The sequence below is a fragment of the Lacicoccus qingdaonensis genome (assembly GCF_900101075.1).
Lineage (GTDB): Bacteria > Bacillota > Bacilli > Staphylococcales > Salinicoccaceae > Lacicoccus > Lacicoccus qingdaonensis.
On sequence record NZ_FNFY01000003.1, the window covers coordinates 78,961 to 96,459 of the forward strand.

The 17,499-nt window shown below is 41.8% G+C and carries 14 protein-coding genes and 1 riboswitch; of the genes, 6 read left to right on the forward strand and 8 right to left on the reverse strand.

What is annotated here, in order from left to right:
- Positions 1 to 4 precede the first annotated feature (4 nt).
- Both thiD and fdhD read right to left on the reverse strand, forming a co-directional pair.
- Positions 5 to 805, reverse strand: coding sequence for a bifunctional hydroxymethylpyrimidine kinase/phosphomethylpyrimidine kinase (gene thiD, locus BLR15_RS02820; protein WP_092984489.1), 801 nt, complete (start codon positions 803 to 805; stop codon positions 5 to 7).
- 146 nt (positions 806 to 951) lie between these two features.
- Positions 952 to 1,073, reverse strand: a riboswitch (TPP riboswitch).
- 69 nt (positions 1,074 to 1,142) lie between these two features.
- Positions 1,143 to 1,931, reverse strand: coding sequence for a formate dehydrogenase accessory sulfurtransferase FdhD (gene fdhD / locus BLR15_RS02825; protein ID WP_092984491.1), 789 nt, complete (start codon positions 1,929 to 1,931; stop codon positions 1,143 to 1,145).
- Positions 1,932 to 2,224: 293 nt separating this feature from the next.
- Here fdhD and BLR15_RS02830 point away from each other — a divergent pair, with 293 nt between their 5' ends.
- From BLR15_RS02830 to glnA, 4 genes are all read left to right on the forward strand, one after another.
- Positions 2,225 to 4,582, forward strand: a complete 2,358-nt coding sequence (locus BLR15_RS02830; protein ID WP_092984493.1) for an FdhF/YdeP family oxidoreductase — start codon at positions 2,225 to 2,227, stop codon at positions 4,580 to 4,582.
- 134 nt (positions 4,583 to 4,716) lie between these two features.
- Positions 4,717 to 6,063 carry a sodium-dependent transporter gene (locus tag BLR15_RS02835; RefSeq protein WP_245696523.1) on the forward strand — a complete coding sequence of 449 codons (1,347 nt, stop codon included), beginning with the start codon at positions 4,717 to 4,719 and terminating at the stop codon, positions 6,061 to 6,063.
- A 231-nt stretch (positions 6,064 to 6,294) separates the two neighbouring features.
- Positions 6,295 to 6,624, forward strand: coding sequence for a MerR family transcriptional regulator (locus BLR15_RS02840; protein ID WP_092984497.1), 330 nt, complete (start codon positions 6,295 to 6,297; stop codon positions 6,622 to 6,624).
- Positions 6,625 to 6,645: 21 nt separating this feature from the next.
- Complete coding sequence (gene glnA / locus BLR15_RS02845; RefSeq protein WP_092984499.1) at positions 6,646 to 7,983, forward strand: type I glutamate--ammonia ligase; 1,338 nt, start codon at positions 6,646 to 6,648, stop codon at positions 7,981 to 7,983.
- 21 nt (positions 7,984 to 8,004) lie between these two features.
- Here glnA and BLR15_RS02850 read toward each other — a convergent pair whose 3' ends face one another.
- From BLR15_RS02850 to BLR15_RS02860, 3 genes are read right to left on the reverse strand one after another with little or no spacing between them, the layout of a single operon-like run.
- Positions 8,005 to 9,195, reverse strand: a complete 1,191-nt coding sequence (locus BLR15_RS02850) for a hypothetical protein (RefSeq protein WP_092984501.1) — start codon at positions 9,193 to 9,195, stop codon at positions 8,005 to 8,007.
- Positions 9,192 to 10,394 carry a DUF58 domain-containing protein gene (locus BLR15_RS02855; protein ID WP_176754038.1) on the reverse strand — a complete coding sequence of 401 codons (1,203 nt, stop codon included), beginning with the start codon at positions 10,392 to 10,394 and terminating at the stop codon, positions 9,192 to 9,194. Before BLR15_RS02855 ends, BLR15_RS02850 begins: the two co-directional genes overlap by 4 nt.
- Positions 10,384 to 11,340: an AAA family ATPase gene (locus BLR15_RS02860; protein WP_176754039.1), complete on the reverse strand. Its 957-nt coding sequence runs from the start codon at positions 11,338 to 11,340 to the stop codon at positions 10,384 to 10,386. The genes BLR15_RS02855 and BLR15_RS02860 overlap by 11 nt, the downstream gene beginning before the upstream one ends.
- Positions 11,341 to 11,497: 157 nt before the next feature.
- On the opposite strand from BLR15_RS02860, the gene BLR15_RS02865 reads away from it, so the two are divergent.
- Complete coding sequence (locus BLR15_RS02865) at positions 11,498 to 12,598, forward strand: HAD family hydrolase (protein WP_092984505.1); 1,101 nt, start codon at positions 11,498 to 11,500, stop codon at positions 12,596 to 12,598.
- Between the two features lie 49 nt (positions 12,599 to 12,647).
- Here BLR15_RS02865 and serA read toward each other — a convergent pair whose 3' ends face one another.
- The 3 genes from serA to BLR15_RS02880 form a co-directional block, all read right to left on the reverse strand.
- Complete coding sequence (gene serA / locus BLR15_RS02870) at positions 12,648 to 14,240, reverse strand: phosphoglycerate dehydrogenase (RefSeq protein ID WP_092984507.1); 1,593 nt, start codon at positions 14,238 to 14,240, stop codon at positions 12,648 to 12,650.
- Positions 14,230 to 15,366 (reverse strand): pyridoxal-phosphate-dependent aminotransferase family protein, encoded by a 1,137-nt coding sequence (locus BLR15_RS02875; protein ID WP_092984723.1) that lies wholly within the window; start codon positions 15,364 to 15,366, stop codon positions 14,230 to 14,232. Before BLR15_RS02875 ends, serA begins: the two co-directional genes overlap by 11 nt.
- An 82-nt stretch (positions 15,367 to 15,448) precedes the next feature.
- Positions 15,449 to 16,504, reverse strand: coding sequence for an AAA family ATPase (locus tag BLR15_RS02880; protein WP_092984509.1), 1,056 nt, complete (start codon positions 16,502 to 16,504; stop codon positions 15,449 to 15,451).
- 152 nt (positions 16,505 to 16,656) lie between these two features.
- Between BLR15_RS02880 and BLR15_RS02885 the strand changes: the two genes are divergently transcribed.
- Positions 16,657 to 17,499: a DUF368 domain-containing protein gene (locus BLR15_RS02885; protein ID WP_092984511.1), complete on the forward strand. Its 843-nt coding sequence runs from the start codon at positions 16,657 to 16,659 to the stop codon at positions 17,497 to 17,499.

A 17,499-nucleotide genomic window follows, 5' to 3' on the forward strand; every position in this document is an offset into this window, starting at 1 on the left:
AGTTTTATAATTCCCCTTTATATGCAAAATGGTTGACCGGTCCGTCACCTCTGCCGATTTCCGGAGTTTCCTGGATGGCTTTGGTAATATAATTTTTACCGGTGTGGAATGCCTCTTTCAATGTTTTCCCTTTAGCAAGCTCTGCAGTGATGACAGCTGAAAATGTGCATCCTGTCCCGTGGGTGTGATGTGTATCCACTCTGTCGGAAGAAAGGCTGGTTTCACTGTCTTTTTCAAAAAGATAATCGACAGCCGCCCCTTTCAGATGACCACCTTTTATGATGACACTTTTCACGCCGATTTCTTCGATAAACACTTTCGCTGCTTTCCTCACATCTTCCTCGTTTTCGATATCGACACCTGTAAGTTTCTCAGCTTCCATGATATTGGGTGTTACCGTCAAAGCCGCAGGAAGAAGTTCATCTCTCAAATAGTCTATAGCATCCTCACTGATCAGGTTGTGCCCGGATGTAGAAATCATTACCGGATCGATGACAAGCGGCATTTCATATTTTGTAACATATTTCTTCAAAACCCTCATCATCTCTTCGGTCGCAATCATACCACTTTTCATCGCATGGGGCATTTCATCTGAAAATATACTTTCAAGCTGTGCTTTTAGAAAGTCAGCCGGTACGTTGAAGACGTCCTGTACACCCATCGTATTTTGAGCAGTGAGTGAAGTGACGGCCGACATGCCGTAAACTTCTCTTGAATGAAAAGATTTAATATCTGCTAGTACTCCTGCTCCGCCTGTAGGGTCGGTTCCTGCAACCGTCAGAGCAATCGGTAGGCTTTCTGTCATTGTTCTTCATCCTTCCCTTTTCCAATATAAAAAGCCCGTTTCCGGCAATACAATCATTGCAGAAGCGGGCTTAGTAATATAAATAACAGCACACACCAAAAGAGCATCATAGTCTATAGAAATATATTTGGTTAGCTGTTTGATATTTATGTACTAAACCACTTCCTTACGCTAGAATTACCCAGATCAAGTCGAAGGGATCAGCACTTCCTGATGATTATTCATCAGAAATCTGCTATCTCAGCTAAATGCACCCCTAGTGGTACTGTTATTTACTTAGTTTTATGATAAATGTGTAAAGCATGTAAGTCAACTGACAAGAATTTAAATATAAAGATTATTCACTTTCTTTTATACGCCATGGGTGGCTGTAGATGTTAAATGAATTGCCTCTTACAAATCCGACTGCAGTAATGTTCAGATCGTGGGCCAGTTCTACAGCGAGATCCGTAGGCGCGGACTTGCTCAGAACGATGCCGACACCGATTTTAGCAGCTTTGGTCAAAACTTCAGATGAAATGCGTCCGCTGAACACCAGAATCTTATCCCTTACAGAAATATTATTTTCAACACAGTAGCCGTACAGTTTATCCAGGGCGTTATGACGGCCGATATCACCACGGTGAACGACAGTGCCTTCAGGACTGCCAAGACTTGCATTGTGGATGCCGCCTGTTTCTTTGAAGATGGTACTCGTCGTCTGCATCTCTATCATCAGTCTGCTGATCTGCTCAGGAGTCAATGTCGTCTTACTCATCGATACTTTGGCTGTGTCCACATCATTCTGGAAGTAGAACTGACGGCTTTTACCGCAGCATGATCCGAGTATGCGTTTGGAGTATTGGAAGTGGTCTGTCGGAATCGATTTGTTCAGCTTTATATGACAAAATCCGCCTCTGTCATCGAGGTTGATGGACTGGATGTCCTTATAAGATCTTATTGCGCCTTCAGACGCGAGGAAACCGATGACCAGCTCCTGCAGGTGTTCCGGAGAACAGACAAGAGTGGCAAACTCAATATCATTTATATAAATGGTCAACGGGAACTCTTCTGCGACTACATCATCTATATCGGAAAATTGTCCGTCCTCGTATCTGACAATTTTTCTGTGTGTCGTTATTTCCATTTTATTACCTCATTAAAAATATTTTAGAAAAGATTTAAAAAAGAATATTATTGAAACAGTAATAAGCACAAGTGATATATTATAGCAAACATTTATAAATTATAATGATAAATATATACAATGTAAATTTTTAAGCTCATATGACAAGGTCATTATATAAATAATCATTACCTCTTGATGACAAGGGTTCACAAAGTGTACAAGATAAACCACAGACAGCTGAGTAAATATTCTTTTTAAACATATAAACTTAATGTATAATAAATATACTATTGATAAAAGGAGTGTCATTAATGGGTAAAACTTTACACCCGGGTCCTATTAAAAAAACAAAAAAATGGGACACCAGTTTATGGGTCAGCCCTGTACCTTTTGGAATCACAAAAGTTAAACCAAGACATATTATAGATTCAGCCAAAGTTGCATGGAAAAACAAAGATAACCTGAACTATGCAAAAAATATAATTTTAAAAGGTGTCTGTGACGGCTGTGCTTTAGGTGTGGGTGGTCTTCAGGACCAGACTTTAACAGGGCCGCACGTTTGTACGACACGTTTCAACGTCTTAAGACTGAATACGGCACCACCTATTGAACCGAAAATACTGCACCAGGATATCAATGAACTCAGAAAACTCGACTCTTCAGAACTGAGAGAACTCGGCCGTATCCCTTATCCGATGATCAGACGTAAAGGTGAAAACAAATTTACGAGAATTTCATGGGACGAGGCAATGGGCACTATTGCCGACAAGATGAAAAAGCTTGATCCGAAGCAGTATGCATTTTACTTAACGAGCCGCGGGATCACAAACGAGTCATATTATGTGGCTGCCAAAACGGCGAGATACCTCGAGACCAACAACATAGACAACGCTTCAAGAATCTGTCACTCACCAAGTAAATCCGCATTGAAACGTTCAGTGGGCGTCGGCGCCTCAACTTGTAACTATCAGGACTGGCTTGGTACGGACGTTTTGGTATTCTGGGGAAGCGTGGCTTCAAACGCGAGCCCGGTATCCACCAAGTATATGATGGAAGCTAAAAAGCGCGGTACTAAGATTATCGTGATCAACCCTTATAAAGAGCCTGCAATGGAAAACTACTGGGTGCCTTCAGTTCCAGAATCTGCATTATTCGGTACAAAACTTGCAGATGATTTCTATGAAGTGAACATCGGCGGAGACATTGCCCTGATGCATGGTGTCATGAAGCACTGGTTTGATATGGAAGAAGCGGTTGAAGGTTCAGCTGTGAATCATGAATTCGTCCGTGAACATGTCAACAACTATGAAGAACTGAGAGACAACGTTCAAAACCAGTCATGGGAAGAAATAGTGCAATCTTCAGGAATCAGTAAGGACAGAATCATTGAACTCAGTAACATGCTTGCACAATCCAAAAATGGTGTCATGGTATGGGCGCTTGGACTTACAATGCACAAGCATGCAACAGATAACATTTCACAAGTTGCAAACCTTGCATTGCTGCGCGGATGGCTTGGAAGCAAGTACAATGGTCTTATGCCGCTTCGTGGACACTCAAGTGTTCAGGGTTCAGGCGAGATGGGTGCAGATCCATTCTCATTACCAGGCGGGGACTATGATGAAGTGAACACTGAAAGAATTGAAAAAGTGTGGGACTTCGAATTGCCTAAATGGCCGGGAGACTCAGTCGGCGTAACGATTGAAAACGCAATGCTTCCTGAGGATAACGAGAAAAAATTAAAGCTTTACTATATGTCAGGTGGTAATTTCCTTGAAACGATGCCGGATCCGGATTTCGTAAAAGATGCGCTTGAAAATCTGGACATCCGTGTTCACCAGGATATCATCCTGAATACCTCGACGCTGCTAGATGCCAAAGAAGCGGTCGTTGTACTGCCGGCAAAAACACGTTATGAACAGGATGGCGGGGGACTGTCAACTTCAACCGAGAGAATGATCTATTTCTCCCCTGAAATTGAAGGAAACCGCAACCGTATTGCTGAGGCACGCAGTGAGTGGAAGATATATATCGACCTCGCTAAACGTGTGAAGCCTGAAAATGCGCATCTGATCGACTTTAAATCCGGTCAGGAAATACGCAATGAGATTGCAGTGGCAAACCCTCAGTACGACGGTGTCCAGTACTTGAAGAAAGCCGGCGACGTATACCAGTACGGCGGTGCATGGTTATGTGAAGGCGGCGTATGTCCGACGCCGGACGGCCGTGGCAACCTGATCAGTATGGATATCCCGGATAACAATGCAAAAGCAGGGGAATTCAAACTCCTTATGCGCCGCGGAAAACAGTTCAACTCAATGGTCTACGGCGACACTGACGCATTCAACCATATGGGGCGCTACAGTGTTCTGATGAGTGAGAACGATGCGTATAAACAAGGTCTTGAAGAAGGAGAAGCGGTTGTTCTGTACAATAAGAACGGCGTATTCCAGGGCTTTGTCCAGCACGCTGATATCAGGGACGGCAACGTTGGTGTCCACTTCCCTGAAGGAAACTACCTCGTTGAGAAAGGTATTTACGAAAACTTCGTTGAAATGCCTGACTATGTGACTGATATCAAAGTGGAGAAAGCAGACCACTTCAACGCAAATAAAGACCGTCAGTATTATGAAAGACCAATCCCTGATTTAGAGGATAACCCTAACTAAATCTTATGAATATTTCAGCCGGCCCGTGAGGTCGGCTTTTGTTATTATTATTGTTTTATTGCACTATTCAAAATAATGTTTCTATGCTAATATATGAAAACGTTCTATATATTTTTTATTCAGGAGGGAAAGATTTGGAGAAATCTCAATGGGGTTCTAAAATTGGTTTTATATTGGCTGCAGCCGGGTCTGCAATAGGGCTGGGAGCACTGTGGCGCTTTCCCTACATGACTGCTGAACATGGCGGCGGGGCGTTCCTGCTTATTTTCCTGCTGTTCACTTTAGTGGTCGGTTTACCATTATTATTATCAGAGTTCGTTATCGGACGTGCCGGCGGCCGGAATCCGATAGATAGTTTTGAATACCTGGGCGGTAAAAAATGGTTCCGCCTGTTTGGCTGGAGCGGTAACATAGCGGTTATTCTGCTTCTGTCATTTTACAGTGTCATCGGAGGCTGGATATTACTTTATCTTTTCGTAGCTTTTATCAATACTGTCGGTATACTGCCGATTTCAGATTATGAAGGAATGTTTGGTCAGATTGTAACGAACCCGCTTTACGTAATTCTTGGGCAGGGTGTATTCTTATTACTTACTGTTTTCATCGTTGCGCAAGGTGTACAAAAAGGGCTTGAACGTGCATCTAAAATAATGATGCCTTTATTATTCATTCTGTTTTTAATAATTATTATCCGTTCATTGACCTTGCCGAACGCAATGGAAGGGGTAGAATTCTTTTTAACGCCTTCATTTGAAAATATCAACGCCGAGGCTGTGCTTTATGCTTTGGGGCAGTCATTCTTCGCATTAAGTATCGGTGCGACGACAATGATCACATATGCGTCTTATCTGGATAATACACATAACCTGACCAAGTCGGCACTTTATATTGTGCTTATGAATGTAACGATTTCGATCATGGCAGGGCTGGCAATATTCCCTGCGATTGCATCGTTTGAAATGGAAAATGTCTTCGGCCCGGGACTGATCTTTATTGTTCTGCCGCAGGTATTCAGCGAAATTGCTTTAGGTAATGTGTTCTATATTTTGTTCCTGATTGCATTTTTATTTGCAACGCTGACGTCGGCAATCTCCATGATTGAGATCAACGTGGCGAATGCGATTAAGGGCAATGAAAATAAGAGAAAAATCATGGCCTATGTTTTTGGTCTGATCGTATTTATCGTAGGTATGCCATCTGCACTGTCTGAAGGTGTGCTGAATAATGTACAGTTCTTTGCGGGAACAATATTTGATAATGTGGATTTTCTTGTATCGAATATGATCCTGCCACTGAACGCTCTCATTTCATCGATATTTGTCGGTTATATACTGGAGCATTCGGTCATTAGGAATCAGGTCGGTGTCAGAGAGAACAGTGCGATGTATCCATTGTTCAAGGCGTGGATTTTCCTGCTTAAATTCATATTGCCGATCATTATCGTTTTAGTGTTCATAATGAACATTGTCAATTTCTTTTAAATAATCACAAACAGGGTGTTAATCTTAAATGGTTAACACCTTTTCTATTTCTTCACAAGGATGTCGCCGTGATGCATTTAGAGGGCGGGACCTGAAAAAAAAGAGATGAAGAAAAATCCTATACTGTGAAGTAGATTTTCCATATAATAATACAGATGTCAGATAATCTGACATCGATTATGTATATGAAAAAAGTTGTGTTATTATTTTTTTATAGTTGGAGTGGTGCTCATGAACAATGATAAAAATCGAAGAAGTACTCCCGTATTCCCAATGTCATCCGCGATGAAACTGACGGGTCTGACAGCACGACAAATACGCTATTATGAGACAAAAGGCCTGATTGTACCATCAAGGAGCGAAGGGAATCACCGTCAGTTTTCAATGAATGATCTTGAAAAACTGTTGACCATCAGAGAGTTGATGGAAAAAGGTTTTACAATGAAAAGGACTGGAGAGCTTCTGATTAAAGATGAGAATCACCCGGCTGAAGGCATTTTGAATTACAAGGAATTGAACAGGACACTGCCGAATCGTGGAGATTTATCAAGATTTTTCTAAAAAGCAGAGGAGAGTGAATGGATGAAGCACAATTACACAAGGGAAGACATCAAGCGCATAGCAGAAAGTGAAAACGTGAGATATATCAGACTGCAGTTTACTGATATACTGGGCACAGTTAAAAATGTGGAAGTACCTTTAAGACAGCTGGATAAAGCGCTCGATGGCGAAATGATGTTTGATGGTTCTTCGATAGAGGGGTTTGTAAGAATCGAAGAATCAGATATGTATTTGAAACCTGATCTGGCGACATGGTCAATATTTCCATGGACTGCAGGCAAGGGAAAAGTCGCAAGATTGATATGTGATATCTACACTGTTGATAATGAACCTTTTGAAGGGGATCCGCGAACAAATTTAAAAAGAGTATTGAAAGAAATGGAAGATATGGGCTATACTTCGTTCAACCTCGGACCTGAACCGGAATTCTTTTTATTTAAACTGGATGAAAATGGTCACCCGACAACCGAATTGAATGATCGGGGTGGCTATTTTGATCTAGCACCAACGGATTTAGGTGAGAATTGCCGACGTGATATCGTTCTTGAGCTTGAGGACATGGGTTTTGATGTTGAGGCCTCGCACCATGAGGTTGCAGAAGGTCAGCATGAAATCGATTTTAAATATGAAGATGCTGTCAGTGCCTGTGACAATATACAGACCTTTAAACTCATTGTCAAAACAGTTGCCAGAAAGCATAATCTTCATGCGACATTCATGCCTAAGCCGCTTTATGGTCTCAATGGCAGCGGCATGCACTTCAATGTATCATTGTTCAAAGGAAAAGAGAATGCCTTTTATGATGAAAGTGATGATATGGGACTGAGTTCGGACATGCGCTATTTCATGGCCGGAATATTGAGGCATGCGAGAGGTTTTACTGCGGTCTGCAATCCGATTGTAAATTCATATAAGAGGCTTGTACCGGGTTACGAAGCGCCAAGCTATATTGCATGGAGCGGTAAAAACCGTTCACCGCTGCTCCGAATACCGTCATCCAGAAAATTATCGACAAGGGCTGAAGTACGTTCTGTCGATCCGGCGGCGAACCCATATCTTGCACTTGCCGTCATCTTGAAGTCAGGACTCGACGGCATTAAGAATAAAATGAACCTGCCGGAACCGGTTAATCTGAACCTGTATGAAATGACACGTGAAGAAAGGGAAGCGGTCGGGGTTGAAGATCTGCCGTCGACGCTGTATACAGCTCTTAAGGCTTTAAAAGAGGATGAAGTTGTCCAGGAGGCGCTCGGTCCTCACATATCAAGACAGTTTCACAGCAACAAAAGCATCGAGTGGGATATGTACCGCGCCCAGGTGTCAGATTGGGAAATCAAACAATATTTGAATCATTATTAATATAAAAAACCTGATTGAAAATCAATCAGGTTTTTTGCTGAGTATATCTTTGAACTCTTTAATATAGGTTTTCAGCAATTTGAACTCTTCGTCCGATAACACTTTGTCCTTATACCGCATCTTTTGATAATACTGGAGTTTGGAGATTGAAATATACTCTTCGAGTGACAGGCGGCTGAACCATTGTTCGATTGTTTCATCGTAATATCTGCCATACCCTTTTGAAGATGCCCATTTCTCAAAGTCAAAGTACAGCCTGCGGACTTTGTCTGTGGGTGCTTTTTTATTTTCTGGCTTATATGTCTTTGTATTATCAGCAAAAGTGTTCTTCTGGCCGGCCGTTTTTTCTTCTGTAACAATATCCCGGTTTTTAAAATAAAAATAGATGAACAGAATGACTGCGATGACAACTGCAGCGATGACAACCGGACCGAATGGAATATTCAGTATCTGATTTGTCGATGAGACGATTTCTTCAGGTGATTCATACCCGTCCAGTTCAGTTTCTTCCTCTTCGAATATATCATCAGGATAATCCAATTCTACGTTTTCTAAAAATGCAAAAATGGGTCTCAGCAGAAAAACAAATGCATTCAGCAGGAAAATCACCACATAGCTTAATCCGAATATAATAAATTTATATATATATCCTATAAAAAATGAGACTGCCAAAAATATTGCAGCAAAAACTGAAACCACTTTTAAATATGATGTGAAACCATAGCCGCTGTCCATTGCGAGGCTGATGATCTTAGTCACGAAATATCCTGTTATCGCAATCACAAATATGAGGTTGAATGCACTCAAATTTGAATCGACTTCTGATGTGGAAAGCATTGTAATGATGATCAGCAGTATCAGTGATGCGATGATAGCCAGTGGTGCGAGTGTATCAGATGTACTGTAGTGAAGCTGTTCCAGACGCCATACAGGCAGAGTGCTGAGCAACAGGGCAGACAGGAAATAATCACCTGTAAACATCAGTATGATCAATGTCACGGGTGCCAGAATATAGATGTACCGTATCCGGGTCTTCCAGTTGATCAGATGGCTGATTACATACTGTGCCAGAATGACAGTTATGAAAATGAGTATATGGTTTCTGTCGTCCGTTGTGTTATGAATATTTAAAAATAAATAAATCATCAGGACAAAGGCCATTTCTACTAGGTATAAACTTAAAAATGAGGTGTGATATTTCAGGAAACTCATCTTTCAGCCTCCTTTAAAGCACTCAATTTAAAAGGTTCCAGGCCGTGCTCATTCAACTGATAGATGACGGTGCCCCTGTCTATATACATTCGCAGTTCCCTGGCCATCAGTGCATCCATTTGGCCGGTGAAGATGATGTGGGTCGGTGTTTTTTCCGTCTGCTGGACAAACTTCAAAAATCGGTCGAAGCTGATTGTATATGTAACGGTTTTAATACGGGCCAAAGCTTCCAGTGTTGTTTTGTAGTGTGATTTACCGGAACTTTCCGGTATGGTGTAAAAATGGTTCTGGTCAAAAGTCCTCATGTTCGCCATCAGTTTGAAAGGAATATTTTTCTTTGTTATTTCTCCGAATATATACGCGAGTTTTTCAAAGATGGTTTCAATGTTGTTCGGAGGAGCGAAAGATTTCTCAGATCTCAAGTTTATTAAAAACAGCCAGGACATATGGGTCGTCTTTTCATACTCTTTTGTCATCAGTTCACCGCTTCGGGCACTCAGTTTCCAGTGCACATCACGCAGACTGTCCGTCCTTTCATATGGCCTGCTGCCGCTGGAAAGAAGCGGGTCATGGAACAAAGTGTTTTTTTCCATGTATAATCCCTGCTCTATCTTAGCTTTCAGAGGCTGATTGTGCAGAGCATAACGGTCCGGATAGATGAGTATTTCATGGTTTGAATGACCAATCTGCTCCAGTTTTATTTCTCCGAATCCGAACAGGCGGGGAATGTTGATTTTAGTGTTTGTAATTTTGCTCGTCCCTCTGTTTTTCGCTTCAAAAGGAATTTCAATCAGTGCTGATTTCCTGGGAAATACGGTAAACAGGAAAGTGTTTTCTGTAACATTCCTGATTTTCAGCGCCTGGTCATTATGAAATTTAATATCATCACCGGCCGATATATGAATGCGTGCCGATAAGATGGGCAGCCATCCCTTTTGAATGACCTTTAATTTTACAGTACCGTCCTGCCCCTTATATTTTCTGATCTGCTCAGGCGATACTTCGACTGTCAAATGTGCGGCTGCATATCTTTCATAGATCAGATTAAGGATTGTCATCGCAATGATGATTCCAATGATCAGCTCGAGCCAGCCGTTCAAATCCACTGTGAATAATAGATTGAATATGATCATCACCGCAATGATGAAAAAGAGCAGTGTCTCAATTTTCGATTCTGTATGGACGATCCTATACTTCATCCCGTGAAACCCCATATTCGACCGGTACTTCCGTCTTGTTCAGAATACTGTCGATCACCTCATCATTATTGGTCACAGTCATGCCTTCAATATTGAGTACGATGCGGTGGGACAGGACATAAGGGGCGATGTATTTTACGTCATCCGGTGTAACATAGTCTCTGCCATTGATCAGAGCGGTGCCGATACCGGCTCGCATCAGGGCAATCGTCGCACGGGGCGATGCGCCCAGTTCTATATGCTCATGTCTGCGTGTATGATGGACCAGGTTGATGATGTAATCTTTGACAGTATCATTGATCTCTATCTTCTCAGCCATGTTCTGTATTTCTTTAATCGTTTCCAGAGTCAGGACCTGACTGACAGACTCCTGAATATGATTGCTCCTGTGTAGGTCCAGCATCAGGCGTTCATTTTCAAATGATGGATAACCCAGGTCGATTTTCAGGAAGAAACGGTCCATCTGAGCTTCGGGTAAATCGAAAGTCCCCTGTTTGGATTCAATCGGGTTTTGAGTCGCAAGGACGATGAACGGCTCCTCGATAGGGTAAGTTTTGCCGTCGACAGTCACCTGTCCCTCTTCCATCACTTCAAGCAGCGCTGACTGTGTGCGCGGCGTGGCGCGGTTGATTTCATCCGCCAGCAGAATATTTGTTTTTACAGGCCCGAGCTGCAACTCGAATTCTTTAGTTTTCGGGTTGTATATATTCATGCCGGTAATATCTGTAGGAAGGACATCCGGTGTAAACTGTACCCTTGAAAAAGTGCCGCCCATCACTTTTGAGACGGATTTCGACAGGACTGTTTTACCAGTGCCGGGAACGCTTTCAAACAATATGTGACCTTTCTGTACAATACTGATGAAGATCAGGTCGATTACTTCTTCCTGGCCGACGATCACTTTGCCGATTTCTTTTTTCAAATCATTCAAATATGTAAGTGCCAATATAATTTGTCCCCTTTATTTGTAAATTCAGTTAATAGTATAACAGAGCATTCCATGTATAAGAAAGATTAATGACATTAGTGTTCGACATTTACATGGTTATGTGAGAAACTTTAATATAAATAATAGACGAAACACGCTTTGAAGGAGGCGCATTATGTCCGTTGTAATTTTTGATGTTGATGGAGTATTTTTAAGTGAAGAAAGATGTTTTGATGTCGCTGCATTGTCTGTACATGAACTGCTTTTTAACCCAAGATATTTAAATCTGACTCAGGAAAAATTTAAAACATCTTATACAGATGAGGAAATTGCAGAAATTAGAAATAAAATCTTTTTAGACGACAAAGTTTTAAGCCGTTATAAAGAGATGGGATTAAACTCTAACTGGGACATGTTATACATATCGTTCTCGATTATTTATATCAACCTGCTGAAAGACTCGGGTATCAATATAAGTAATGTCAATATTAATAATCTTTATGAAATGGGCGAAATGCTTGGCGATGCAGAGCCGGACTATGGTAAAGTTTTAGAGTTTTTGGATGGTGATGAATACACTAAAGAAACAATTTACGAAGGTCTGGTAAACTACGCAACTTCATTGAAGTTCCTTAATGAAAAGGACGACTTTAAAACAAACAGTAAACTGTGGCAGCTGGGACAGCATATATATCAGGAATGGTATCTGGGCAGTGAAAGAATGAAAATGAAAGACAGCGAACTTCCTATCGAAGGCGATAAAGAAGGTTTCCTTCATCAGGAAGAATGGCTTGCGCCGGTTGATAAAATAGAAACGATGCTGAAAAATCTGCTGGATGCTGATAAGACGATCGGTATTGCCACGGGCCGTTCAAGAGAAGAAACCCTTATTCCCTTTGAAGCGGCAGGGCTGCTTAAGTATTTTGAGGACCAGAGGATTTCCACTGCTTCTGAAGTCAAGGAAGCGGAAGCGAGGGAAGGTGTGGACCGTCAGTTATCCAAACCGCACCCGTACAGTTACTTGTGGACGCTTTACGAACATAATGAAGAGTACTTTACAGAATCCGTCAAAGGAGACAACGTCTCTGAAGAGAAAGTTTATGTTGTCGGTGACTCGGTGGCAGATTACTTCTGTTCCGAGAAGATGGAAGTTGAATTTATAGGCACACTGACAGGTCTGACAGGTGATGACATCATCCCGACATTTACAGACCTCGGAGTTTCAAGGGACAACCTGGTACCGGATGTTCTGCATGTTGAAAGTATGGTTAAATAAATTAAACATAAAAGCACCGCAGAAAATTTCTGCGGTGCTTTTCATTATATTAAAGTTGTAAATCAACTTGACGTACATTTTTGAATCCCTCTATACTCTGTAAGTCTTCGAGTGCTTCATTGCTGACTGCGGAATCCAGTGACAGTGAAAGCAATGCTGCACCGCCTTCATTGGACCTGCCGAGCTGCATACTGGCGATATTTACTGAATGTTTACCGAGGATGACTCCCATATCACCGATGACGCCAGGACGGTCAATATGGTTGATGATGAGTATATGTCTTGTCGGCTTGATGTCGACTTGATATTCATCGACCTTGACGATGCGCTCGCCATAACCGTCCAGGACACTTGCTCCAAGAACCAGATTTTCCTCATTATTGGAAAGTTCAACTTCCAGATAGTTGTTATATCCTTTTGTTTTCCCTTTTTTCTCCACTTTGTAAGTGACGTCCTGCTCCTGCAGGAAATACAGTGCGTTGATGATATTTACGCCTTCACCGAAATGAGGGCTCAACAAGCTCGCAATAAATGAACGGGTGAGCATGCTTGTGTCATCTACTGCAATATCACCATGGTATTTTAGTCTGATTTCATTTGGCGGCTGTTTCATCAACTGAATACCGACAGAGCCCATGTGACTTGAAATGTTGATGTAAGGTTTCAGTTCCTTGCTGATATTTTCACTGATACGTGGTGCATTGACTGCGTGAATGATTGTATTGTTTTCAAGTATCTGGATGATTTCCCGGGAAATGCTGACCGCCACTTTTTCCTGGGCTTCGATCGTGGAAGCACCGAGGTGTGGTGTTACGACTACGTTCGGATGAGAAAGCAGCTCCATCTCAGTCGGGGGCTCTTCTTCGAATACATCGAGTGCTGCACCTCCGATTTTACCTTCTTTCAAAGCTGTTAGCAGATCTGCTTCATCAATGATACCGCCGCGTGCGACGTTGATTAGACGGAGATTCGGTTTACAGTTTTCAAAGAAAGACTCGCCGACAATACCTTTCGTCTGCGGAGTCAGCGGTGTGTGCACTGTAACGAAGTCGGCGACTTTCGAAATCTCATCTACTTCCATCTTTTCTATTTCTGATTCCTTCGCTTTTTCATCTGATAAATAAGGATCAAAAGCGACTATCTTCATACCGAAGACCTGGGCACGGCGTGCGACACCGAAACCGATTTTACCAAGACCGATGATGCCGAGGGTCTTGCCATATAATTCGACCCCTTTATGTGCACTGCGGTTCCAAACGCCTTCAGACAGTTCTTTATGAGCTTCAGGAATATCTCTGGAAAGGGACAGCATCATGGCCATAGTGTGCTCGGTAGCAGAGATGGTATTACCGTCCGGTGCGTTTACAACGATAACACCAAGCTTTGTCGCTGCATCAATGTCGATATTGTCAACACCGACACCAGCACGTGCGATCACTCTCAAAGAGCGGGCATGCTGAATGATTTTTTCCGTAATTTTAGTCTGGCTGCGTACGATAACAGCATGGTAATCATAAACGATTTTTATGATTTCGTCTTCTGTCAGTCCAGTATTGATATCCACCTGATAATTTGGGTGGTTGATCAGCTCACTGATACCATCTTCACTTACCGGATCCAGAACAAGAACTTTATAAGTCATTAAAAAATACCTCCTGCGCTTTTGTGATTGCTTTACCATAATAGTTTTGCTGACGATATTTACTTAATATCCCTTCCATCGCACTTAAAACGACGATGATATCTGCCGGGAACATGTACCCCATATGACCGATACGTAAAATCTTGCCTTTCAGATGTTTTTGGCCGCCCGCTATCGTTATACCGAAGTTATTTTTCAACTCGTCTTTAATGTGAGAAAGCTCATCTGACGAGGATTTGAATGCTGTAACGGTAGGCGATGCAAAGTCATCTTTTACAAGGAGTTCCAAATCCAATGCTTCTAAGCCTGCTCTTAGCATATCTCTCATTTTCATGTGTCTTTCAAAGACATTTTCCAAACCTTCTTCAGCAATTGAATCGAGCACGGCATCCAAACCTTGTATCAGAGATACTGCAGGCGTAAAAGGTGTAGTATCTTTATCCAGTGAATCGAAATACTGATTCAAGTCTAAATAAAATCTTGGAATGTCATTGCTTTGAACCTTTTGTTTTGCTGTCTGATTCATCGCCACAAATGCGAGACCCGGAGGCAGCATTAAAGCTTTCTGGCTTCCTGAAATCAGACAATCGATGTTCGATTCGGTCAAATTGAACTTCGTGCCCCCGACACTGCTGACACCATCAACGATGAACAGAGTGTCTTTATCGTAATCTTTGACGATCTGGCCGATTTCCGTAATCGGATGTAAAACAGCAGTGGATGTCTCACAGGCCTGAGAAACGACAACTTTAATATTATCTAATTTTGAAAGAAATTCTTTGAAGTGCCCGGGATCGACAGCATCTCCCCATTCCACTTCATAAGTATGGACGTTATATGGAAAAGTTTCAGCGATGGCACGGAAACGTGCGCCGAAAGCGCCGCTGACAATAACGACGATATCTTCATCCGGTGCGGCCAAGTTGACCATCGCCGCTTCCAATGAGCTTGTTCCACTTGACGATAAAATCACCACATCATCTTTTGTTCCGAAGACATCTTTGATTTTCGGTTTGATGCTGTTCATTAAATCAGTAAAATCACTTGAACGGTGGCCAATCATACCTTCAGCCATACGCTGATTGACATTTTCCGGGATCGGTGTTGGACCGGGAGTCATTAACATTTTCTTTTGCAACCTGAATTCCTCCTATAAATTGAGCTTAAGTCTATAATATCGTAATTTTTAGAAAATAAACATATTGTATTTAATTATCTTTACCATCTGCGAGCATTTTATCTACAAGCGAGTGTGCTTCCTGATAAATATCCTTATAGGATGTGCCGCCGAGCTCATGGGTCAGATTCATCAGATCATTGTTTTCAATCTCTTTTCTGAGAGCTTTATAAACGATGTTGTCATATTCAGCATCATCAGCAGGCGGCAGTAATAATATCAGAGACCAGTTCTGCAGTTGAATATAATAATCGAAAACGTCGTATAACCGGCTTGAAGCATCATTCGAATCAGACAGTTTTGTCATGACCTTTGCAGTCATCACGTCAGTATCTGCAAAGAACACTTTCCTGGTGGCGGGCGAATGGATATTTTTCCGATTCATGTCGAACTGTCCGATACCAATGGCGTGAAAGTCTTTTACATCGAGTTCATCCGGACGGACTTGATGTTCAATCTGATAATCCTTTTTATATTCAACAGAATAACTCGTGGAATAGCGCCTGGCCAAATCCTGTACTAGTTTTGATTTACCCGTATCAGGGGCGCCGATAACCAGAACATTCTGGACAAAAAAACGGCGGAAAGGCCGGGTCACATAGTCCCAGTTTATCAGTGCAGATTCTCTGATATTGGTGCCGCTGATTTTAAGGACTTGTCTGTCTACAAGGGTGACATTTGTTGAAACATTTTTCCAACTTTTTGAGTAAAAATCTTTTAGAGGGTCGATATATTCCTCTTCACCTACATAAAATGTCAGATCTTCCATATCTTCAAAAGGATACGGCATATTGCCGGAAATGATTTCTGACATCCTTTCAAGCCATAATTTCCAGCCCTTGGGATATCTTGGAATATCTGTTTCATCCAATTTAAGCACAGTGACATTTTCATCACCCGCACATAACTGCCTCATTGCTTTCACGCGGTGATTCAGATTCATTTCGTGTTCATCACCGCGGTCCCCATCATAGCCACTGACAATGACAAGTGCATGATCGTTCTCCCTTTTCGCACGGATGATCTGTTCGAAATGTCCGACATGACACGGTGCAAAAGTACCAAAATAAACGCCTAGACTTTTCATGTACACAACTCCTAAATTATATAGTGCGTTAATAACTCCATTATACTCCTAATTCATGAAACTTTAATTTAATTTGTGCTACAATCATTTTATAATATTAATACAATGCCGTTTCTGAAAGATATTTTACACATAAAGAGTGAGGAAAAAGAATGTTTAAATGGATGAACCTCTTCAGAGGTTTTTTAATGGGGATTTGTGAAATCATCCCGGGAGTAAGCAGTGGCACAATGGCGCTGCTGCTCGGTATATATGATCAGTTTTTAGGTGCCATCGGCCATATTGTCTCAAAACACTATAAGAAATCAATCATATTTCTTTTGCCGCTCGTAATGGGAATGGGTATTGCGATATTGACGATGTCATCATTGATGGATTATTTACTGACGGAACATACCAAACCGACACACTGGTTTTTCATCGGGATGGTCCTCGGCGTCGTACCGATGATGTTCAAGATTTCGAATTATAAAGCTGAGTTTAAAACGATACATTATATATTGATGAGCTTTGTATTGCTGCTGCTGTACTGGTTGTCGACCATGAATGAAAGCCGTGCAGCGGCAGAGAGCATTGATGTGTCGCTGCCGCTGCTTGCCGGACTGTTTCTGAGCGGCATGCTGGCTTCATCGGTAATGATACTTCCGGGCATATCCGGGTCGCTTGTATTACTGATAATAGGTGCGTATCCAATGATCATGAAAGCAATTAATGAATTTACATCACTAAACTTTGAAGTTGTGCCCTTACTGATAGCGACCGGACTCGGCATAGTGTCAGGTCTGCTTCTGGCGAGCAGAGGCATTCAATTTTTACTGAGAAATTACACATACCTCATGTATGCAATGATTATCGGTCTTTTATTCGGTTCAGTATTTTCCATTTATCCAGGACTGCCGGAAACTACGGGTACTTTTATAGCATCAATTGTTTCATTATTGGCAGGTTTGTCAATAAGTATATATATGGGCAGCAAAAATAAACAAAGTATATGA